Source organism: Aeromonas sp. S41-2 (assembly GCF_027705845.1).
GTDB lineage: Bacteria > Pseudomonadota > Gammaproteobacteria > Enterobacterales > Aeromonadaceae > Aeromonas > Aeromonas hydrophila.
Window position 1 is genome coordinate 302,449 of the sequence record NZ_JAPDCG010000002.1, and the last position, 21,849, is coordinate 324,297.

The 21,849-nt window shown below is 62.6% G+C and carries 19 protein-coding genes; 10 read left to right on the top strand and 9 right to left on the bottom strand.

Going from position 1 to position 21,849, the window contains the following annotated elements:
• Positions 1-143 precede the first annotated feature (143 nt).
• The 8 genes from OKC44_RS05930 (at position 144) to OKC44_RS05965 (ending at position 10,534) form a co-directional block, all read left to right on the top strand.
• A complete protein-coding gene (locus tag OKC44_RS05930; RefSeq protein WP_236766648.1) occupies positions 144-2,381 on the top strand; it encodes an ABC transporter permease subunit in 2,238 nt (745 codons plus the stop codon).
• A 32-nt stretch (positions 2,382-2,413) separates the two neighbouring features.
• Positions 2,414-4,063: a phosphate ABC transporter permease PstA gene (pstA, locus tag OKC44_RS05935; protein ID WP_011706616.1), complete on the top strand. Its 1,650-nt coding sequence runs from the start codon at positions 2,414-2,416 to the stop codon at positions 4,061-4,063.
• A gap of 109 nt (positions 4,064-4,172) precedes the next feature.
• A complete protein-coding gene (gene pstB, locus OKC44_RS05940; RefSeq protein WP_011706615.1) occupies positions 4,173-4,991 on the top strand; it encodes a phosphate ABC transporter ATP-binding protein PstB in 819 nt (272 codons plus the stop codon).
• 176 nt (positions 4,992-5,167) lie between these two features.
• Entirely contained in the window at positions 5,168-5,878 is a 711-nt protein-coding gene (phoU, locus tag OKC44_RS05945) for a phosphate signaling complex protein PhoU (RefSeq protein ID WP_005334097.1), read from the top strand.
• A 192-nt stretch (positions 5,879-6,070) separates the two neighbouring features.
• Positions 6,071-7,390, top strand: a complete 1,320-nt coding sequence (locus tag OKC44_RS05950) for a hemolysin family protein (protein WP_011706614.1) — start codon at positions 6,071-6,073, stop codon at positions 7,388-7,390.
• A 19-nt stretch (positions 7,391-7,409) separates the two neighbouring features.
• Positions 7,410-7,952, top strand: a complete 543-nt coding sequence (locus OKC44_RS05955) for a hypothetical protein (protein ID WP_017409856.1) — start codon at positions 7,410-7,412, stop codon at positions 7,950-7,952.
• Positions 7,953-8,221: 269 nt separating this feature from the next.
• Positions 8,222-9,124 (top strand): homocysteine S-methyltransferase family protein, encoded by a 903-nt coding sequence (locus OKC44_RS05960; protein ID WP_236766649.1) that lies wholly within the window; start codon positions 8,222-8,224, stop codon positions 9,122-9,124.
• 9 nt (positions 9,125-9,133) lie between these two features.
• Complete coding sequence (locus OKC44_RS05965; RefSeq protein WP_130632029.1) at positions 9,134-10,534, top strand: basic amino acid/polyamine antiporter; 1,401 nt, start codon at positions 9,134-9,136, stop codon at positions 10,532-10,534.
• Positions 10,535-10,619: 85 nt separating this feature from the next.
• Here OKC44_RS05965 and OKC44_RS05970 read toward each other — a convergent pair whose 3' ends face one another.
• The gene (locus OKC44_RS05970) at positions 10,620-11,459 is read right to left on the bottom strand and encodes a sterol desaturase family protein (RefSeq protein WP_236766650.1); all 840 of its coding nucleotides are present in this window, start codon (positions 11,457-11,459) and stop codon (positions 10,620-10,622) included.
• A gap of 229 nt (positions 11,460-11,688) precedes the next feature.
• On the opposite strand from OKC44_RS05970, the gene OKC44_RS05975 reads away from it, so the two are divergent.
• Positions 11,689-12,456, top strand: a complete 768-nt coding sequence (locus OKC44_RS05975; RefSeq protein ID WP_130633374.1) for a substrate-binding periplasmic protein — start codon at positions 11,689-11,691, stop codon at positions 12,454-12,456.
• Positions 12,457-12,560: 104 nt separating this feature from the next.
• Here the strand turns inward: OKC44_RS05975 and OKC44_RS05980 are convergent, their stop codons facing one another.
• From OKC44_RS05980 to OKC44_RS05990, 3 genes are all read right to left on the bottom strand, one after another.
• Positions 12,561-13,304: an amino acid ABC transporter ATP-binding protein gene (locus tag OKC44_RS05980; protein WP_236766651.1), complete on the bottom strand. Its 744-nt coding sequence runs from the start codon at positions 13,302-13,304 to the stop codon at positions 12,561-12,563.
• Positions 13,288-14,247 (bottom strand): amino acid ABC transporter permease, encoded by a 960-nt coding sequence (locus OKC44_RS05985; RefSeq protein WP_041213497.1) that lies wholly within the window; start codon positions 14,245-14,247, stop codon positions 13,288-13,290. Before OKC44_RS05985 ends, OKC44_RS05980 begins: the two co-directional genes overlap by 17 nt.
• 90 nt (positions 14,248-14,337) lie before the next feature.
• Positions 14,338-15,126: a transporter substrate-binding domain-containing protein gene (locus tag OKC44_RS05990; protein ID WP_016351298.1), complete on the bottom strand. Its 789-nt coding sequence runs from the start codon at positions 15,124-15,126 to the stop codon at positions 14,338-14,340.
• Positions 15,127-15,627: 501 nt separating this feature from the next.
• Here OKC44_RS05990 and OKC44_RS05995 point away from each other — a divergent pair.
• Positions 15,628-16,767, top strand: coding sequence for a GGDEF domain-containing protein (locus OKC44_RS05995; protein ID WP_236766652.1), 1,140 nt, complete (start codon positions 15,628-15,630; stop codon positions 16,765-16,767).
• A 4-nt stretch (positions 16,768-16,771) separates the two neighbouring features.
• Here OKC44_RS05995 and OKC44_RS06000 read toward each other — a convergent pair whose 3' ends face one another.
• The 5 genes from OKC44_RS06000 to OKC44_RS06020 form a co-directional block, all read right to left on the bottom strand.
• Complete coding sequence (locus tag OKC44_RS06000; RefSeq protein ID WP_215783683.1) at positions 16,772-18,100, bottom strand: MFS transporter; 1,329 nt, start codon at positions 18,098-18,100, stop codon at positions 16,772-16,774.
• Between the two features lie 27 nt (positions 18,101-18,127).
• Positions 18,128-19,648 (bottom strand): signal transduction histidine-protein kinase/phosphatase UhpB, encoded by a 1,521-nt coding sequence (gene uhpB, locus OKC44_RS06005; RefSeq protein ID WP_236766653.1) that lies wholly within the window; start codon positions 19,646-19,648, stop codon positions 18,128-18,130.
• Positions 19,645-20,235: a transcriptional regulator UhpA gene (uhpA, locus tag OKC44_RS06010; RefSeq protein WP_011706601.1), complete on the bottom strand. Its 591-nt coding sequence runs from the start codon at positions 20,233-20,235 to the stop codon at positions 19,645-19,647. The genes uhpB and uhpA overlap by 4 nt, the downstream gene beginning before the upstream one ends.
• Before the next feature lie 189 nt (positions 20,236-20,424).
• On the bottom strand, positions 20,425-20,820 hold the full coding sequence (gene rnk, locus OKC44_RS06015) for a nucleoside diphosphate kinase regulator (RefSeq protein ID WP_011706600.1): 396 nt from the start codon (positions 20,818-20,820) through the stop codon (positions 20,425-20,427).
• A gap of 231 nt (positions 20,821-21,051) precedes the next feature.
• Positions 21,052-21,822 (bottom strand): substrate-binding periplasmic protein, encoded by a 771-nt coding sequence (locus tag OKC44_RS06020; protein ID WP_414429618.1) that lies wholly within the window; start codon positions 21,820-21,822, stop codon positions 21,052-21,054.
• Positions 21,823-21,849 lie beyond the last annotated feature (27 nt).

Here is a 21,849-nt window from a genome sequence, read left to right on the forward strand (position 1 = left end):
TATGGTTGGCAATGCTGTTTGCCAGCGAACTCTGGTCTGAATTCCCCTTTAAAATAACCTCTTCCCAGAGGGCCTTGATGTAACAAAACTGTCATGCAACCGCCATATAATGCCGCCAAGCCTAGCTCACATTGAGGTTTTGCATGTCATCGGAATCGATAAACTTAGGTATGGCGGGCAGCAGAAAGCGCCGTATCAAGGATAAGTTGGCCAAGTACGGGGTCACCACGGGTGGTGCTCTGGTGCTGGTTGCCCTGTTGCTCATTTTCTTCTATCTGCTCTATGTGGTGAAACCCATCTTCAATGGCGCCACGATGGAGCCGACCGCGTCATTTACCTTGCCCGTGGCGGGCAAGACCGCCTGGCTCGGGGTGGAAGAGCAGAACGAGATTGGCTATCGCTTCAGCGACAAAGGCCAGGTCAACTTCTTCGCCGTCCAGGGGGATGGCAAGGTCAAGGTGGGCCAGGTGCTGGGTCAGGCACAGGTGAAGGGTGACATCACCGCCGTTGCCCCGCCCGCGCCAGGCCAGAAGCTCATCGCCTATGGTTTTGCCGATGGCAAGGCCCAGGTGGTGCAGCCCTATTTCAAGGTCTCCTATCCCAACGATGTGCGGGTCATCGAGCCCAGCCTGCAGTCCCCCTTCGGCGAAGAGCCGGTGGTGGTGGACCCCCAGGGCAAGGCGCTGACGCTCATGGTGTTTGAAGCCACCAAGGACAAGATGGCCACCGCCGCCGTGACCGCCGATGGTCGTGGCGTGATGGCGGTGATGAGCGGCGAGGAGAACTTCCTCTCCGGTGACATCGAGTGGAGCGCCCAGAACTACAGCATCCCGTCCCTGCCGCGCCATGTGGATCAGATGTTGCTGACCCCCAACCTGCGCATTCTGTTCGTGCGCGAAGGCAACCGCCTCTCTGTCTACGACATTCACAACCTCAATGACATCTCCCTGCGCGATGTCATGGAGATCAATGCCCCCAACGCCAACGTGACCCAGGTCGAGCTGCTCTCCGGCGCCTCCTCCCTGCTGGTGGGCAACGACAACGGCGTCATCTCCCAGTGGTTCGAAGTGGCCCGGGATGGCAAGCGCCAGTTCACCCAGATCCGTGATTTCAAGGGCGATGGTGCCGTGGCGCAGCTGACCCCGGAACACTTTCGTAAGGGCTTCATCAGTGCCGACAAAGAGGGCACCGTCAGCTTCTTCCACGCCACTGGCGAGACCAAGCTGCTGAGCGAGAAGGTGGAGGGCGGCGCCCTGTCGGCCCTGGCCATCTCCCCCCGTCACAACGTGCTGCTGATGCAGCAGGGTGATGCCTTCAAGCTGTTCGCGGTGGAGAACGAGCACCCCGAGGTGACCTGGTCGGCTCTCTGGCAACAGGTGTGGTACGAAGGCTATCCCGAGCCCCAGTACGTGTGGCAGTCCACCTCCGCCAGCAACGACTTTGAAGCCAAGCTGAGCCTGGTGCCGCTGGTGTTTGGCACCCTCAAGGCCTCCTTCTATGCCATGGTGTTTGCGGTGCCGCTCGGCGTCGCCGGCGCCATCTACACCGCCTACTTCATGTCGGCGGGGCTGCGCAAATACGTCAAGCCGACCGTGGAGATCATGGCGGCCCTGCCGACCGTTATCCTCGGCTTCCTGGCCGGTCTGTGGCTGGCACCCATCATCGAGGGGGCGCTGCCCGGCGTGGTGTTGCTGCTGATCCTGCTGCCGATGGGGATGCTGCTGACCGCCTTGATCTGGAACTACCTGCCGGAGCGCGGCAAATCCTGGCTGCCGGAAGGGTGGCACGCCATCTTTCTGATCCCGGTGCTGCTGCTGATTGGCTGGGGCGCCTTCGCGGTGAGCCCGCTCATCGAGAACGCCTTCATGCACGGTGATTCGCGCATCTGGCTGACCCACGAGATGGGCATCAAGTTCGACCAGCGCAACTCGCTGGTGGTGGGCATCGCCATGGGCTTCGCGGTCATTCCGACCATCTTCTCCATCGCCGAAGACGCGGTCTTCTCGGTGCCCAAGCACCTCACCCAGGGCTCGCTGGCGCTGGGGGCAACCCCCTGGCAGACCCTGAGCCGGGTGGTGATCCTCACCGCGAGCCCGGGCATCTTCTCGGCGGTGATGATGGGCCTTGGCCGCGCGGTGGGCGAGACCATGATAGTGCTGATGGCTACCGGCAACACGCCCATCATGGACTTCTCCATGTTCCAGGGGCTGCGCACCCTGGCCGCCAACATCGCGGTGGAGATGCCGGAATCGGAAGTGGGCAGCTCGCACTATCGGGTGCTGTTCCTCGCTGCCTTCGTGCTGTTCGTGTTCACCTTCTTGTTCAATACCCTGGCCGAGTTCATCCGTCAGCGGTTGCGTGAAAAATACAGCTCTCTGTGATGGGCTGCTCTGAAAGGACCGAGGAATCGACAATGGGTAAGTGGTTTAAATCGGGGGCCCCCTGGATCTGGATGACCGGCGGCGCCGTCAGCCTGAGTCTGGTAGCGGTACTGGGTCTGCTGCTGCTGATCGGCTGGCGTGGGCTGGTCTACTTCTGGCCCCATCCCATCTATGAGTGGCAACTGGAAGACGCCCAGGGCAACAAGAGCGTGCTGATTGGCGAGATCAACGACCGCGAGCTGGTGCCGGTAGAGCGGCTACGGGCCGCCGGTCTGCCGCTGGAGGGGGAAGAGCGCGAGCTGCTGACCCGCTATCTGGTCAAGACCGGCAACCGCGAGTTCGTCGACCTGGACTTCCGTTGGGTACTGGAGACCGACATCAAGTCCCAGAGCCTGCCGACCGAGCTGGCCATGGTGGAGCGTGCCACCAACGGCAACTTCTACGGCTACATCGTCGGGGTGAAAGAGGATGGCAAGGCGCTGACCGAGAACCTGCATCCTGCCCTGCAGCGCGTGCTGGCGCGGGCCAACGGTCTCTCCGAGCAGGCCGACGATCTGCAAAAAGGGGACATCGGCAGCATCAACTATCAACTGGAGCGGTTGCGCCTGAAAGAGCGCAAGGCCGAGCTGGACGACAAGCTGACCGATCAGCTTAAAGCCGAGCTGGCGAGCGAGCGTCAGGCCCTCAACGACCGTTATCAGGTGCTGGAAAAAGAGCTGTTCTCCCTGCGTGCCCAGGCGGACAGAGACAGCATCACGGTCAAGGACATGCGCGGCGAGCTGGTGACCATGCCCATGTCCAAGGTGCTGGACGTGGTGTGGCCCAACGACATGAGTCTGCCGGCCAAGGTGGGCTACTGGTTCCACCAGATCGGCAAGTTTGTCTCCGACGATCCGCGCGAGGCCAACACCGAGGGCGGGGTGTTCCCGGCCATCTTCGGCACCGTCTTCATGGTGTTCCTGATGGCGATCATCGTGACCCCGCTCGGCGTGGTGGCGGCGGTCTATCTGCATGAATACGCGGGCAAGAACAGCCTGACCAAGATCATCCGCATCGCGGTGATCAACCTGGCGGGCGTGCCCTCCATCGTGTACGGCGTGTTCGGTCTGGGCTTCTTCGTCTACACCCTCGGTGGTTCGTTGGACCAGCTGTTCTATCCGGAAGCGCTGCCGAGCCCGACCTTTGGCTCCCCCGGTGTCATCTGGTCGGCGCTGACCCTGGCCATCCTGACCCTGCCGGTGGTGATCGTCTCCACCGAAGAGGGGCTGGCCCGGATCCCGAGCACCATCCGTCAGGGCTCGCTGGCACTGGGGGCCACCCAGGCCGAGACCCTGTGGCGTATCGTGCTGCCGATGGCGAGCCCGGCCATCATGACCGGCCTCATCCTGGCCATCGCCCGTGCGGCCGGTGAAGTGGCGCCGCTGATGCTGGTGGGGGTGGTGAAACTGGCACCGACCCTGCCGATGGACGGCAACTTCCCGTACCTGCACGTGGAGCGCAAGTTCATGCATCTGGGCTTCCACATCTATGACGTCGGCTTCCAGAGCCCCAACGTCGAGGCAGCGCGCCCGCTGGTGTATGCCACCTCCTTCCTGCTGGTGACGGTGATCGTCGGCCTCAACCTGACGGCCATCGGTATCCGCAACCACTTGCGTGAAAAATTCCGGTCGCTGGAACACTGATAGACCAGCACCACAGAGACGGGCAGGGAACGGGGTTCCCTGCCAGCCAAGCGTTCCGGCCGTGGGCAATGAGAGTGCCCGCCGCCACCGACAGATTTTGAGGTAACAGATGATCAACGTAACGACCGCATCCAGCCAGCACACCGCGACCGACCTGCTCAACCTGAGCCCGGAGCAGACCGCGCTGGAAGTGAAGGATCTCAACCTGTACTACGGCAACAAGCAGGCGCTGTTCAACGTCAACATGAAGATCCCCAAGGGCCAGGTCACCGCCTTTATCGGCCCCTCCGGCTGCGGCAAGTCCACCCTGCTGCGCTGCATCAACCGGATGAACGACCTGGTGGAGATCTGCCGCATCGAGGGCGAAATTCAGCTGCACGGCCACAACATCTACGACAAGAGCGTCGATGTCTCCGCCCTGCGTCGTCAGGTGGGCATGGTGTTCCAGCGCCCCAACCCCTTCCCCAAGTCCATCTACGAGAACGTGGTCTATGGCCTGCGCCTGCAGGGCATCAATGATCGCCGTACCCTGGACGAGGCGGCCGAGCGCTCCCTGCGCGGCGCCGCCCTGTGGGACGAAGTGAAGGATCGGCTGCATGACAACGCCTTCGGTCTTTCCGGTGGTCAGCAGCAGCGATTGGTGATTGCCCGTGCCATCGCCATCGAGCCGGAAGTGCTGCTGCTGGATGAACCGACCTCGGCGCTCGACCCCATCTCCACCCTCACCATCGAGGAGCTGATCAACGAGCTCAAGAGCCAGTTCACAGTGGTGATCGTGACCCACAACATGCAGCAGGCGGCGCGGGTCTCGGATCAGACTGCCTTCATGTACATGGGTGAGCTCATCGAGTACTCGGACACCAACACCATCTTCACCACCCCGGCCAAGAAGAAGACTGAAGACTACATCACCGGTCGTTACGGCTAAGTGCTGGCGATGGAGGTGAGCAAGATGAGCATCAACAAACAGATTACCGGTCAGTTCAACGACTAAGGCGTGTTGGTGCAACAAGGGTTATTGAGATGAGCAAGATGGGCATCAACAAACAGATTACCGGTCAGTTCAACGACTAAGGCATACTCGGAGCATCAAGGATTATTTGTATGGACAATATGAACCTCAACAAACACATCTCCGGTCAGTTCAATGCCGAGCTCGAGAGCGTGCGCAACCAGGTGCTGGTGATGGGCGGGCTGGTGGAGCAGCAGCTGACCGACGCCATCGCGGCGATCCACGATCAGGATCTGGACGCGGCGCGCAAGATCGTCGCCAACGACCACAAGGTCAACGCCATGGAAGTGGCGATCGACGAGGAGTGCACCCGCATCATCGCCAAGCGCCAGCCCACCGCCTCCGACCTGCGGCTGGTGATGGCCATCATCAAGACCATCACCGATCTCGAGCGCATCGGCGATGTGGCGGACAAGATCGCCCGCATGCTGACCGACAACGCCAACAAGCCGCAGCCGCCGCTGGTGTCGCTGGAGAACATGGGGCGCCGCACCATCAAGATGCTGCACGACGTGCTGGACGCCTTCGCCCGCATGGATCTGGACGCGGCGCTGGCGGTCTACAAGGAAGATGACAAGGTGGACCGGGAGTACGAGTCCATCATCCGCGAGCTGATGACCTACATGATGGAAGATCCGCGTACCATACCGCAGGTGCTCAACGTGCTGTGGGCGGCGCGGGCCATCGAGCGGGTGGGGGATCGCTGCCAGCATATCTGCGAGTACATCGTCTATTACGTCAAGGGCAAGGACGTGCGCCACACCAAGGCGGACGATCTGGGCACCCTGCTGGGGAAAGGGTGAGTCTGAGATGCATAAAAAGGCGCTTTGAGCGCCTTTTTTGTTGCCTTTTCAGTCAGTGCAAGATATCGCCACCCGCTTGGCGCTTTTCTGCTAGAATATGCCCCCTGTGTGAGTCCCGGATTGACTCACGGTCCGGTCTCCCGGACCCAGTTTGCCGTCTTGTGCTAAGGCGGCTGTTGCAATAGGTTAATCATGAGTTTTGCCGATAGTTTATTTTTCCTGATGCTGCTGGTCGCCGGCAGCGTGTTCTTCTCTCTCTCCGAGATCTCCCTCGCCGCCTCCCGCAAGATCAAGTTGCAGGTGATGGCCGATGAGGGCAACCGCCATGCCGAAAAGGTACTGGCACTGCAGGCCCAGCCGGGCAACTTCTTTACCGTGGTGCAGATCGGGCTCAACACCGTCGCCATCCTGGGCGGTATCCTGGGCGAGTCTGCCCTGAACCCGGCCATCAAGGAGTTCATCTCCGAGTTCTATCAGGGGCCCTGGCTTGGCGAGATCAGCTCGGCAGCCTCCTTCGTGTTCGTCACCGGCATGTTCATCCTGATCGCCGATCTGATGCCCAAGCGCCTCGCCATGACCATGCCGGAGCGGATCGCCGTGGTGGTGGTACGCCCCATGCTGCTGTGCGTCACCCTGCTGATGCCGCTGGTGTGGCTGTTCAACGGCATGGCCAACGGCCTGTTCCGCCTGCTGCGCATCTCCATGGTGCGCAACGACGAGATCACCTCCGACGACATCTATGCGGTGATGGATGCAGGCGCCGAAGCGGGCGTCATCCAGCGCGAGGAGCACCAGCTCATCGAGAACGTGTTCGAGCTGCAGTCCCTCGGTGTCACCTCCGCCATGACCGCGCGCGAGAGCCTCATCTACTTCACCCTGCAAGAGGGCGAGGAGAGCATCAAGGCCAAGATTGCCGAACACCCCCACAACAAGTTTCTGGTGTGTGACCACAACCTCGACAGCATCAAGGGCTTCGTTGACTCCAAGGAGCTGCTGATCCGGGTCATCAGCGGCCAGAGCATCGATCTCAACAGCGGCTCGCTGGTGCAGAACGTCATCATCATCCCCGACACCCTCAACCTCTACGAGGCGATGGAGTACTTCAAGAACCATCGTGGCGACTTTGCCGTGGTGATGAACGAGTACGCCCTGGTGGTGGGGATCGTCACCATGAACGACCTGATGAGCACCGTCATGGGCGAGTGGGCCACCCACGTGGTGGAAGAGCAGATCGTGCAGCGGGACGAGAACTCCTGGCTGGTGGACGGGGTGACCCCCATCTCCGACGTGATGCGCGCCTTCGACATCGAGGAGTTCCCGGAAAACCAGAATTATGAAACCATCGCCGGCTTCATCATGTACATGCTGCGCAAGATCCCCAAGCGAACCGATTCGGTCAAATACGCCGGTTACAAGTTCGAAGTGGTGGACATCGACAGCTACAAGATTGACCAGCTGCTGGTCACCCGGGTCGAGCCCACGCCGGCCGAGAAACCCGCTCAGGAATCGTAAAAGGAGCTAGTTAGCAATCATGAAGATGCAGTCTCATTCCCGTGCGCTGGCCTGTGTGGCGCTCGCCCTGGCACTCGGTGCCTGCAGCCAGAGCGCACCGCGCAAGGCCACCACAGTCGCCAAACCGGTTGCCCCCAAGGCGGCCGTGGTGGTGCCGCAGCAGGACCCGGATGCGGTGGTGCAAAGCGCCGTGGCGGAGCCGAGTCCGGTGTTCGACGAGGAGTATCACGGCCCGGATCAAGGATCGCTCGAGTCGGTGACCGCCCTGTTTGCCCGCGGCTACATCGAGTCGGCCATGCGCGAGACCATGCTGGCGGCGGTGCACAGCGACTACCCGCTGCTGGGCATGCGGGACGTGCGCCTGACCGATCCGGTGGCCAAGTTCCTCACCTCGGCCCAGGCACGCACCACGGCTCACGACTACCTCTATGCCGGGGTGCAGCGCCGGCTGGGCCGCCCGCTCAGCCCCGCCCAGTGGGAGCAGATCTGGCAGGGGTATCCCCAGCAGGGTCGGGTGTCCGACTGGGTCAAGCAGACCAAGCGGGTACTGGCCGGACGTTGAGCCGCCAGATCCTCTGTTGCCACAAGAGGCCACCTTCGGGTGGCCTCTTGTCGTTTCTCATCCTGGTGTTGAGCCTTCAACAGCCATACCTCCCTTCCTTTGCCGTTATCTCCCTGAGCTTGTTCAGATTTGTTCGTAGCACCCGATTGCCTCTTCCTCTACTTTGAGTCATGATGCAACGGCACTGTAGCCATCTAGATGTTTTGATGGCTAATCGTAGCTCCACACAATAAATACCCGTCACGACGGGGACACGCAGAGAGACAGAGATGGATACAAAGGATTTGTGGGTACTGGATGGCGGCATGGGACGCGAGCTGGCACGGCGGGGTGCGCCGTTTCGCCAGCCGGAGTGGTCGGCGCTGGCCCTGATGGAGGCCCCCGAGACGGTGCGCGAGGTGCATCAGGCCTATGTGGCGAGCGGGGCCCGGGTCATCACCACCAACAGCTATGCGCTGGTACCGTTTCATATTGGTGATGCGCGTTTTGTGGCAGAGGGGGAAGGGCTGGCGGCGCTGGCCGGCCAGCTGGCCCGCGAGGTGGCTGACGAGCAGCCGGGTCGCGTGCAGGTGGCCGGCTCCTTGCCGCCGCTGTTTGGTTCCTATCGCGCCGACCTGTTCGATGCGGGCCGGGCGAGCGAGCTGGCGACCCCGCTTATTCGGGCGCTCTCCCCCCACGTGGATCTCTGGCTGGCGGAGACCATGAGCCTCATCGCCGAGCCGCTGGCTATCCGGGCCCTGCTGCTCGAGGATGGCAAGCCGTTCTGGGTCTCCTTCACCCTGGAAGACGAGGCGCCGGGCAGTGAGCCAACCCTGCGCTCCGGCGAGCGAGTGGCCGATGCGGTGACCGCGCTGGCATCGGCCGGGGTGGACGCCATCCTGTTCAACTGCTGTCAGCCCGAGGTGATCGAAGGGGCGCTCAAGGTGGCCGGTGCCGCGTTGCAGGCGCTGGGCCGCAGCGACATCCGGCTCGGCGCCTATGCCAACGCCTTCCCGCCCCAGCCCAAGGAAGCGACCGCCAACGACGGGCTGGACGAGATCCGCACCGATCTGGGACCGCTGGATTACTTTGGCTGGGCCGAGCGCTGGCGCGCTGCCGGGGCAAACCTTATCGGCGGTTGCTGCGGCATCGGGCCGGAGCATATCCAGGCACTGAGCAGTCGGCTGCGCTAAGGAGAGCCCATGAAAGAGAGCAAGATCGGGCTCTGGTCCCTCACCGCGCTGGTGTTCAGCTCCATGGTAGGAGCGGGGATCTTCAGTCTGCCGCAGAACATGGCCGAGGTGGCCGGCGCGCGCGCCGTACTGATCGGTTGGGGGGTGACCGGGGTGGGCATCCTGGCGCTCGCCATGAGTTTTCTGTATCTGTCGCGATTAAGGCCGGATCTCGATGGCGGCATCTACAGCTATGCCCGCGCCGGTTTCGGCGATCTGGTGGGTTTCTTCTCCGCCTGGGGCTATTGGCTCTGCGCCACCATCGGCGTGGTGGGCTATCTGGTGATTGCCTTCGCGGCGCTGGGCAGCTTCGTTGACACGCCGGAGCGGGTCTGGTTTGGCGAGGGCAACACCCTGGCGGCCTTCATCGGCGAGTCCTGCATTCTCTGGGCGGTGCACCTGCTGGTGGCCCGCGGTGTGCAGCAGGCGGCCCTGTTCAACCTGGTGGCGACCCTGGCCAAGAGCCTGCCGCTGCTGCTGTTCATCCTGTTTGCCTGCTACTGGTTCGACCCGGTCACCTTTGCGGCGGATCAGCAGGGCAGCACCCTGGCAACGCCGGTCTCCGAGCAGGTGCGCAACACCATGCTCATCACTCTCTGGGTCTTCACCGGCATCGAGGGGGCGGCGGTGCTGTCGGCCCGGGCCAGACACAAGCGGGACGTGGGCACGGCCACCGTGCTCGGGGTGGTGCTGGCGCTGCTGCTCTATGTGCTCATCTCGGTGCTGGCGCTCGGGATCCTGAGTCGCCCCGAGCTCGCGGCCCTGCCCAACCCCTCCATGGCGGGGTTGATGGCCCAGATGACGGGCTCCTGGGGCAAGCTGTTCATCAGCGTCGGCCTCATCGTCTCGGTACTGGCCTCCTACGTGAGCTGGACCCTGTTCTCGGCCGAGGTGCCGTTCAGCGCAGCGCGCCACGGCGCCTTCCCGGCCATCTTCCGGCGCCAGAACCGCAACGGCACCCCCATCGCATCGCTGTGGCTCACCAGCCTGACGGTGCAGGGCTGTCTGCTGCTGGTGTGGCTGCTCGGCAAGGGCTACACCAACCTGCTGCTCATCTCCACCTCGATGATCCTGGTACCCTACCTGTTGATCGGTCTGTTCCTGCTTAAGCTCTCCTTGCGTAGGGAGGGCAATGGCCTAGTTCGGGCTGTGGCCCTGGTGTCGAGTGGTTACGGCTTCTGGCTGCTCTACGCCGCCGGCGTGGAGTACCTGCTGCTCTCCTTGCTGCTCTACGGACCGGGTCTGCTGCTGTTTCTCTACAGCCGCCGCCAGCTGGGGGCCGAGCTGCGACTCAGCGGGCGCGAGTGGCTGCTGGCCGGAGTGACGCTGCTGAGCCTGATCCCCGCCATCTGGTCTTTTGCTCACGTCTGACCGGGTGGTGACCCAATGCAAGAGAGCGCCCAGGGGCGCTCTCTTTTTGTCTGCGACATGCACTTGTTTTAGCTGCGGCAAGGACTTAGCGGCTGGCAGGACCGGCCGGCTTGCCAAACAGCACCGCGAGCTTTTGCCGCCAGGGCAGGCCGCGGGCCTCTTGCAGCATGTCGCGCCACTCGTGGAAGGTGAGGGTGAGCGGGTTGAAGCTGTGGATGGGCTTGGTGATGCCGAAGCGGCACGGCTCGGCCGGATCTTCTTCCACGAAGGTGCCAAACAGCCTGTCCCAGATAATGAGCACGCCGGCGAAGTTGCGGTCTATGTATTTGGCGTTGCTGGCGTGGTGCACCCTGTGGTGGGAGGGGGTGTTAAAAACCCACTCCAGCCTGCCGAGCTTGCCCACCATCTGGGTGTGGACGAAGAACTGAAAACCCAGGCTCAAGAGCACGGTGGCCACCACTGCCTCGGGCGGGAAGCCGATGAGGATCATCGGGATCCAGAACAGCCACATGCCGGAGACCGGGTACATCAGGCTCTGGCGAAAGGCGGTGGAGAGGTTGAGCCGCTCCGAGCTGTGGTGCACCACGTGGGAGGCCCAGAGCCAACGCACGTGGTGGCTGGCGAAGTGGAACAGCCAATAGCAGAGATCCTGCAACAAAAAGAGCAGCAGCAGGCTCCAGATGTTGAGATCGATATCCAGCAGCCGCCAGCCCCAGAGGGCGTCGTAGAGGTAGGCGATGGCGATGGCCGTCAGCGCGTCGCCCCCCTGGTGCATCAGCGCCAGGGTGGCGTTGGCGAAGAGATCCTTCCACTGGTAGCCGGCGGTGGGATAGGCGGCGCCATGTTTGCGCAGGTAGAGCATCTCCCAGCCGATGAAGGCCAGAAAGAGCGGCGAGAGGTAGAGCAGGATCAGTTGCACATCCATGTCGGGTATCCAGTCAGAGCAATTGCTCTCCAGCATAAAGGATGAATTTAATCTTTCATTAACAATTTTCACCCGATGGCCGTCGCCATCTGACGCTGGCGGCGGGAGTCCGCAAACGCATTGCCATGAAAGGGCGTGATGACCCTCTGAGCCATGGCGCAATGACTATGCTTGATGAGGTTTTCTACCTCTGGAGTGGCAGATGATGCGGCTGTGGTGTTGTTTGTTGATGGGAGTCTGCCTGCTGGCGCAGGCCAAGACCCGGGTCGAGATCCTGGCCGATGCCAACTATCCGCCCTACTCCTGGCAGGAGGGGGAGGAGGTGAAGGGGATCTATGCCGACATAGTGCGCAGCGTGACGGCCTCCATGGATGAGTACGAGGTGGTGCTCAAGGCCATGCCCTGGCGACGGGGTCTCAGCATGGTGGAACAGGGCAGTGCCTTCGCCATCTTCCCACCCTACTACCAGCCCGACAGCCGCCCCTGGATGTGGCCCTACTCCCAACCCCTGCTCGACGAGGAGCTGGTGGTGATGTGCGGTGCCGGGGTGGCGGTCAATACCCCGCAGGCGCAGTTTCCGGCCGACTACTACGGGCTGCGCTTTGGCATGAATGCCGGTTTCACCATAGGTGGTGCCCCCTTCTGGCAGGCCGTCCAGCAGCAGAAGATCGGGTTGGAGGAGGTGAAGAGCAATCGGGAGAACCTGCTCAAGATAGTGCGCGGCCGGGTAGACTGTACCGTCAACGACCGCCTCTCCCTGCTCTATGAGCTGCTCAACATGATCAAGGGCAACCAGCTGGCGGTGGCCGACATGTCCCAGCTCAAGCAAGGGCCGGTGCTCAGCAAGGAGCAGGGGTTTCTCGGTTACAGCCGCAAGGGGGAATTCGACTTCAAGGAGGACTTTGCCGAGCAGTTCGACAAGCGGCTCTACGAACTCAAGAAGCGGGACGGGATCCGAACCATAGTGGAGCGTTATCTGGGAAAGTCCTCGCGCTGAACTGATAAGGGAGCCAGTCAGATTCAGCCGATAAACACAGGGTTTCGGTATAAACAGAAGAGGGAGCCATGGGCTCCCTCTTCTGTTTTTTATCGCCGGCGCTATTACAGCACCTGGCTCAGGAACTGGCGCAGGCGCGGGGAGGGGGGATTGTCGAAAAAGTCCGTCGGCTTCTCGTCTACCAGCAGCTCGCCGCTCTCCATAAAGAGCACGCGATCTGCCACCTCACGGGCAAAGCCCATCTCGTGGGTGACCACCACCATGGTCATCCCCTCGCGGGCCAGCCCCTTCATCACGTCCAGCACCTCGCCCACCATCTCGGGGTCGAGCGCACTGGTGGGCTCGTCAAACAGCATGATGCGCGGCTGCATGGCGAGTGCCCGGGCGATGGCCACCCGCTGTTGCTGACCGCCGGAGAGCTGGGAGGGATAGCTCTCGGCCTTGGCCGACAGACCGACTTTGAGCAGCAGGGCCTTGGCTCTGTCTTCTGCATCGCGACACGACAGTCCGCGCACCTTCTGCGGGGCTAGGCAGATGTTGTCCAGCACGTTCAGATGGGGGAAGAGGTTGAAAGACTGGAACACCATGCCCACCTCTTCCCGCAATTTGTTGACGTCCCCCGGCTCGGTCAGGCTGATGCCATCGACCACGATATTGCCGTCGTTGATGGTCTCCAGCTGGTTGAGGGTGCGCAGGAAGGTGGACTTGCCGGAGCCGCTGGGGCCGACGATCACCACCACTTCCCCCTCGGCGACCTGGGTGCTGACGTTCTTGAGGGCGTGCACCTCGGTGCCGTAGAACTTTTCTACACCGCTGGCTTTGATAATCGGATCAGTTGCTGCGCGCATATTTCACCTCCAGACGACGCACCAGGAAGGAGAGGGTGCCGGTGAGCACCAGATAGAGCAGGGCCACGGTGAACCACACCTCGAACGGACTGAAGGTGGAGCTCACCACCTCGCGCCCTGCTTTGGTGAGATCGGTGATGGAGATGACAGAGACCAGCGAGGAGTCCTTGATAAGGTTGATGAACTGACCCGCCAGCGGCGGCAGCACTCGCTTGAAGGCCTGCGGCAGGATGACGTAGCGCATGGTCTGGGCCGAGGTCATGCCGAGGCTTCTGCCCGCTTCCATCTGCCCCTTGTGGATGGAGCTGATACCGGCACGGACGATTTCCGCCACGTAGGCGCCGGTAAAGACTGCCAGTGCCGCTACCCCGGCGGTGAATCGGTCGAGGTTCAGCACTGTGCCGATGAAGAAGTAGACGATGAAGATCTGCACCAGCAGCGGGGTGCCGCGGATGAGCTCCACGTAGGTGACCGCCAGGTTGCGCAGGGCGGGATTGGGAGAGAGTCGGGCCAGCCCGGCCAGGGTGCCAAGCAGGATGGCGAAGATGCCCGCCACCAGCGAGAGTTTGACCGTGACCCAGACGCCCCAGGCGATGGGGCCGGCAGTCCAGCTCAGCTGGGTGTCGAGGGTGTCGCCGCGAAAGACGGTGTCCCCTTCCGCTACCTGGCCGCCGCTGATGGCGATGGCTTGGCGCTGGTTGGGATCGAGATCGTTTTGCAAAAACAGCTTGCCCTTGTCGGCCTCGGTGGTGCCGGCGACCACGGTACCGTCAAATTCGGCGTAATTTTTCTGTTCCGCCTGATAGGCGATGTACTGGGGGATCCGCTCCCAGCGCCAGGTGTAATCCACCGATTGCACGGCCTTGTAGATGCCAAAGATGGCGGCCAGCACGATCAGCAGGAAGATCCCGTGCCAGAGCAGTTGATTGGGTTGTTTTTCCATCTGTCTTGTTGGGTTGTGCACTGTCGCAACCTCGTTGTAGTTATTGTGTGGGGATCTGCGTGAAGGGGCGGCGGGCCGCCCCTTGCGAGGTTACTTGAGCTGGTTCAGCCAGGCGGTGGACTCGAACCACTTCTGGTAGAGGCGGTCGTAGCTGCCGTCGCCCTTGATTTGGCGCAGGTAGTTGTTGAACCAGTTGAGGGTGTCCTGGTCGCCCTTGCGGATGGCCCAGGCCAGCGGTTCGAAGGTGAACGGCTTGTCGAGGTGCACCACGGCGCCCTTGTTCTGGGTGGCGAAGATGGCGTTGTAGGGCAGGTCGTAGACGAAGGCATCGACCTTGCCGTTGATCACTTCCAGCTTGGCGTCATCCTGAGTTTCAAACTGCAGCAGGGTGGCTTTCGGGATCAGACGCTTGACTGCCTGCTCGCCGGTGGTGCCGAGCTTGACCGCGATCTTGTACTTGGGATCGTTGAGGTCGGTGAAGGATTTGATCTCGCCGGCCTTGTCCTTGCGCAGGACGATGGTCTGCCCGACCACGATATAGGGGTCGGCAAAGTTGACGCGCAGGTTGCGCTGGGGGGTGACGGTCATGCCGCCCATGATGACGTCGAACTTGTCGGTCAAAAGGGCCGGAATGATTCCATCCCAGGCGGTGTTGACGAACTCGACCTTCACGCCCATCTCCTTGGCGACCATCTTGGCCAGATCCACGTCAAAGCCGATGTATTGGCCCTGCTTGTTGGTCATTTCGAAGGGTTGATAGCCGGCGTCGAAACCGACCCGCAGCACGCCGCGCTCCAGCACGGCATCCAGGGTGGAAGTGGGCGCCGCGTTGGCCAGCCCGCACAGCAGCAGGGTAGAAAGAATGAGTTTTTTGATCATAAGTGACGTCTCTGTCAAAAGTGTGTTCGGCCTTGAACCTGATCCCGTGCGACTCCGTGGCACAAGAGACTGCTGCATCCGGCAACAGGGCAAGACAGGATTATTGTCTTGATTGAGGCAAAAGCCCCATATGAGATTCTATTTGCCACGAGCTGAGTGAAAAATGTACCAAATTCCGATTGTGCCAGATGACTCAATAGGTTAGTGGCGCTTTTTCCCCGTGGCGACACTCATAAAATCACACGAAAACAACATATCTATCTAATGAGGCGGGTTCAAGCCAAAAATGTATTCAGCACATTTTGTTACAGGCCAGCCCGCCATCAGCAGTGTCAATTGTTGCTCACCTGGCCGCCAAGTGCCAAAAAACAGATTCGAATGAATTTAGCGAGTGCGATTACCACCCACCAGATGATTTTTAATTGAGGATTTAGTCAGACACCGCTGGGTCTTGTTTTGCGCTTCCAATATACTCAGTTACCTTCGTTTAGTGGCACTGGTATGGACGCCTCAATACTGCTCAAGCTGGATGTATTCACCCTGATGATCATGGCGCTGGGTGGCTACAGCCTCGGCTTCATCACCCTCTCCATCATCTGGTCGACCCACAGGGAGATCCCCGGACTCGGATACTGGTGGTGGTCCAGTCTGTTCGCACTGACGGCCCAGAGCCTCTTTACCCTGCAGGCCTTCATGCCGAGTCTGGCGGGGATCTGGCTGGCCAATCTGCTGATCACCGTCTGCATCGCCCTGATGCCGCTGGCGCTGCAGCGTTTCTTCGGCCAGCCCCTCAGCTGGTCTGCCAGCGGCTGGTTCATGCTGATCTATGTGCTGATCCTGAGCTGGAGCATTGCCTTCAACGATCAGATGGCCCCCCGGGTGCTGCTGGCTTGCCTGAGCTACATGGTGCTGGGGGCGGTGATCGTCTTTCTCATCTGGCGGCACGGTTATCCCGCCTATCTGCCCGCCGTACTGGTGTTCACCGTGGTCAACATCCTGCTCTATGGCTTCAATCTGCTGCGCATGGCATTTCTGCTGCAGGGGGACGCCAGAGTCTTGATGGATCAGAGCGGTGTCAACGTGCTGCCTTTCCTCTCCATGCTGATGGGCAGCTACCTCTCCACCTTCGGCGTGCTGCTGCTCTGCACCCAGTACCGGGCACTGGCCCTGCGCCAGCAGGCGAGCCACGATCCGCTCACCGGCCTGCTCAACCGGCGCGGCTTCATGGAGCTGATGGCCCGGCGCCGGATGACCGAGTTCGGCGCCCTGGCGGTGCTGGATCTCGATGACTTCAAGCAGATCAACGATCGCCATGGTCATGAGATGGGGGACAAGGTGCTGGCAGCGGTGGGGGCCTATCTCGGCGCTCAGCAAGAGCTGGTGGCCAGTCGCTTTGGCGGCGAGGAGTTCGTGTTGCTGCTACCGCAGGAGGATGAAACGGCGCAGCAGCAGCGCTGCGAGCAGATCATTCGCTCTCTGGCGGCGCAGGACATGCAAGGGATCGGCATCACCGTCAGCATGGGGCTGGTATGCTGCCAGCACAGCTGGCACTTCGACACCCTGTTCAGCCAGGCGGATCGCGCCCTCTATCAGGCCAAGCGGGAGGGCAAGAACCGGGTCTGCCGGCTGGCGCAAGCCTAGCCGGTCAATCGGCGTCGCGGGGGCGTGGCGCCTGCGCCTTGAGGAAGGGGAGCAGCAGCAGGGCGGAGACGCCGGCGGCCACCGAGATCACCACGAAGAAGCCCTGCCAGTGCCAGATCTCCAGCACCCTCGCCAGCGGATAACCAGAGAGCGCCGCCCCCATGTAGGCAAACAGACCGACGAAGCCGGTGGCGGCCCCCGCCGAATTCTTGTGGGAGCACTCGGCCGCCGCCATGCCGATCAGCATCTGGGGGCCGAACACGAAGAAGCCGATGGTGAAGAAACAGGCCGCCTGCATCACATAGCTGAAGAAGGGCATCAGCCAGAGTGATCCCACCGCCAGCAATATGCCCACCGCAAAGATGAGGTTCATCGGCCCGCGGTTGCCGTTGAACAGCTTGTCCGATCCCCAGCCCGCCACCAGGGCACCGATAAAGCCCCCCACCTCGAACATGGAGATGGCAGAGTTGGCGCTCATCAGATTGAAGCCGCGCTGCTCGGTCATGTAGAGATTGCCCCAGTCATTGATGGCGGTGCGCACCACGTAGACCAGCACGTAGCAGCAGGCGAGCAGCCAGATATAGGGGTTGCCGAGCACGTATTTGCGCAGGATCTGGCGATGGGAGAGGCCGGCATCCTGGGTCTGCTGGGCCAGCTCCATGGCATCGTTGCGCCACTCGCCCACCGTGGGCAGTCCCATGGCGCTCGGGGTATCGCGCAGCCGCCAGCAGAGGAACAACCCCGCCAGGATGGCGATAAGGCCGGGCACTATCATGCCGTAGCGCCAGCCGTGCTGCAGGGCCAGAGTGCTGACGATGAGGGGAATGAGCGCGCCGCCCACGTTGTGGGCCGTGTTCCAGGCTGACCACCAGAAGCCGCGCTCGCTGCGCGAGTACCAGCTGGTGAGCAGCTTGGAGCAGGGGGGCCAGCCCCAGCCCTGGAAGAAGGCGTTGGCCACCCAGAGGGCGGCGAACAGCCACAGCGACGACGAGAGCCCGAACAGTATGTTGATGACCCCGGTCGCCATCAGCCCGAGGCCCATGAAGTAGCGCGGGTTGGCGCGGTCGCTGATGATGCCGGAGAAGAACTTGGAGCAACCGTAGGTGATGTAGAACAGGGTCCACAGCATGCCGATGTCGGCCTTGTTCAGCATGCCGCTGGCCAGCATGTCCGGCATGGCGAAGTTGAAGCTCTTGCGGGTGAAGTAGAAGACCGCGTAGCCCAGATACATGGTCAGCAGGATGTGCAGGCGCCAGTGGCGATAACAGGCGTCGATCTCGGCCTGATCGCGGATGAGGGGCTGGGGCGGTGCGCTTCTCATGAAGCCGAGCATCAGATGCTCCTCCCTTGCAGCAGGGGGTTACTCATGACTCTCCTCCCGTTTGCGGCCGGGCAGGGTCACGGTCAGCTGGGTGCCGTGCACGCAGGAGAGCTGCAATGCGCCTCCCAGTGCCTGCACCCGTTCGCGAATGCCGAGCAGGCCATAGCCCTGGGGCGTACGGTGTTCCGGCAGGCCGCAGCCGTCGTCTTCCAGCAGCAGGGTCAGTCGTTCGCCCTGGCGGTGGGCCCGAATGGTGACCGAGCTGGCATTGGCGTGTTTCACCACGTTGTTGAGCCCCTCCTGACAGACCCGAAACAGGGTGACCCGCTGGGCATCGGAGAGGCCGGCGTCCGCCAGCTGCCACTCGAGCCGGGTGACGATGCCGTGGCGCTCCAGCTCCAGCTCCCGCAGCAGGCCGCGTACCGCCTGCTCCAGACTCATGTCGTCGAGCTGGCGGGGGCGCAGCCGGCCGAGCAGGCCGCGCACCGCGTCGTAGATGCCCAGCGACAGCGTCTCGATGAGGGCGCTGCTCTGGCCGACCCCTGCATTGTCCGGGGCGAGCCGGCGCACGATGCCAGCCTGGGTGCGGATGGCGGTGATGGTCTGGCCGATGTCGTCGTGCAGCTCGCGCGCCACCTCCTTGCGGATGCTCTCTTCGGTCTCCAGCAACCGCTCGGTGAGCTGGCGATTGTGGGCGAGCTGGCGGGTCAGCGCCTGGTTGAGCTCGCGCTGGCGCTGGATGCCAGCCCCCAGCAGCAGGCCGGTGAGGCTCTGGGCCAGCAGGGAGAGCAGCAGGTCGAGCGGATGATCGTGCCAGGCCTGGCCGGCCATCAGCGCCACCGTGTTCATCAGGGTGGCGAGCAGGGCCCCCTGCCAGCCGTAGCGCCAGGCCATGGCCATGATGGGGATGGCCAGACAAAACGGGGTGAAGCGCACCAGCGAGTCCGGCAGGCCGAGCTGCAGCCAGAGGCTCAGCACGAACAGCAGCAGATACCAGACCAGATGGCGAAAACGCCAGTCCACCGGCTGATCCACCAGGGTCGGCCCGAGCGGCACCCAGGTGGCGCGGGTGAGGTAGTGCCAGATCAGCATGCAGGTGGAGGTCAGCGTCAGCCCGCCGGTGAGGGTGAGCAGCAGCGCGGTGAGGCCATCCTCACCGGCCAGATGCCAGAGCAGGGATTGTAGCCCCGCTGCCACCGTGACGGTGGCCAGCAGCACCAGCAGCTGTTGCCAGTCGTTGCGTACCGGCTGGCGGCGGGCGATCAGCAGCGGCAGCAGGGTGAGCAGGCTGCCCGCCTGAATGAGCGGCCACAGCGGCAGCCCCACCTCCTGGTTGAGCCAGTAGAGCAGCAGGGATTCACACAGCAGCAGCGGCGGCCAGTAGGAGATCGGGCTTTGCAGCAGCAGCCCCAGACGCAGGCCGAAGGGGAACAGCAGGGCCGCCAGCATGGGCGAGCCTGCCAGGTGCAGGCCGATGCTCCACAGGCAGAACCAGCCAGCGGCAAAGATGAAGCAAGCCGCCAGCGAGATGGCGACATAGCTGGCAAGACGGGGGATCACCAGCTGTCCAGCATGCGGTGGGCCAGCTCCACGTTGTTGCTGACTTTCAGTTTGTCCATCAGGTTGGCGCGGTGCACGTGCACCGTCTTGGGGGAGAGACCGAGCTGCTCGGCGATGGCCTTCACCTCCAGGCCCCGTGCCAGCAGCTGGGCCACCTCCCGCTCCCGGTTGGTGAGCGGATCCTGGCTGTTGCAGGCCAGCTTGTGGGCGATGTCCGGGGTGAGGTAGCAGCCGCCATGGGCGGCGGTGCGCACCGCGGCGATCAGCTCATCCGGGCTGCAGCGCTTGGAGAGGAACCCCTTGGCGCCGGCCTGCAGCGCCTGTTCGATCAACGCCGGACTGTCGTGCACCGACAGCATCACCACGGCGAGGCCGGAAGGGAGGCGCTTGAGCAGATCCAGCCCGGACTGGTCCGGCATGGAGATGTCGCACACGCACAGCTGCACGCCGCTGCCGGGCAGTCCCGCCAGCGCCTCGGCGGCCGAGCCGAATTCGGCCACCACCCGCAGGTCGGGTTCGAGATTGAGCAGTTGGGCAAAGCCGGAGCGGACGATCTGGTGATCGTCGATGAGGGCAATCTTTATCATGATGTCAGCCTGAAATCTGCGGCCAGGGTGCTGGCGCGGCCAACAAGATACCTGCCGCCTCGTCCGGGCTCAAGAGAAAGCAGGGCATGTGAGCGGGATCGGCGGCGCTTCCGTGGCAAAGCTTGATCGGGATCAGGGGCGGGCACGTGCGCAGGCCTGCGCCAGCGGCTTGGCACGTACCCGGGAGGATTAGCGGTGCAGCTCGCCGGCACGCTCCGGCTGATAGACCACTTCCAGGATCTCCACCTCGATGGTGCGACCGGCCGGGCCAGGCCAGGCGATGCTGTCGCCTACCTTCAGGCCGAGCAGGGCGCTGCCGACCGGGGCCAGCACGGAGATCTTCGACTCGTCACCCTGCACGTCCTTGGGGTAGACCAGGGTCAGGCAGAACTCGTTGCCGCTGCTCGGCATCTTGAAGCGCACCGTGCTGTTCATGGTGACCACGTCCGGCGGCATGTCGGCCGGTTCGCGCATCTCGGCGCGATCCAGCTCCTCCTGCAGGGCCAGGTGCTGGGGATGGTTGCCGAGCAGTTGCTCGATGCGGTCGAGATCCAGGCTGGAGATCACGAGATGAGGCTGTTTCATAAGATATTCCTTATCAATGGGTTAAAGGACCAGGATGACGGGCAAGCTGGTCGAAAAAGAGTGTGCGATACGAAAAAACAGATCGGGAATGCGATGCCCCCGAACGACTCGCTGTCGGAGGCGAGGGCGGGGGCTCAACGGGGTGTGAGCTGGCTTGATAAAATAATGAGCGCTTTCATGGGGATACCATAACCATTCTGGACTGCTTTGGCAATTATCCTGACAAGCTTGTCAGGGGGCCTGGTAATCGTACTGCTTGATGATGCGCGCCAGGCTGCCATCGTCGTGCATGGTGGCGATGGCCTTGCGCCAGCGGGTCGCCTCGGCGGCCGGGAAACGGGGGCTGGCGGCCAAATAGAGCGAGGCCCGCTGCAGGGTGTCGCCGCGCACCAGATCCGCCAGCGGCAGGCCGGCCTGCTGCTGGTTGTAGCGGGCGCTGTTCCAGGCCACCGCCCAGCCCTGGATGCGGCCCAGCGCCAGCTTGCTGGCGTTGTGGATCTCCTCGGCCACCAACGCCTGTTTCACTTGCGGGTAGGGTTGCAGCAGGCTCTGGCCATAGGAACCGCGCATCACGCCGACGGTGAGGCCGGGCAGCTCTTTGCTGGTGATGGGGGCCGGATGGTACTGGCGATGGCTGACCAGCACGAAGGCCTCGTCCAGCAGCGGCGCAATCCACAGGAACTGCGGCTCGCGCTGGGGGCTGCGCACCGGCGGCACCAGCAGCACGTCCTGGCGGTGGCGAGTCTGGCTGAGGGCGCGGGCCAGTGGCATCAGCTCGATGGTCAGCGGCTCCTTGAGGCGGCGGGCCGCCTCCTCCAGCACCTCGATGGCCATGCCGCTCGGGGCGCCCTGATAGGAGCGAATGACATAGGGGGGGATCTCGGCGGCGATGACCACCACGGCCTGGGCCTGGACGGCGGGGAAGAGCAGGGTGCAAAGCAGCAAGAGCAGGGAAGTACGCATGGCAGGCCGGATCCGGGATGAGTACACAGAGTGTAACATCCCGTCAGCACAAATCAGCTCACCCCA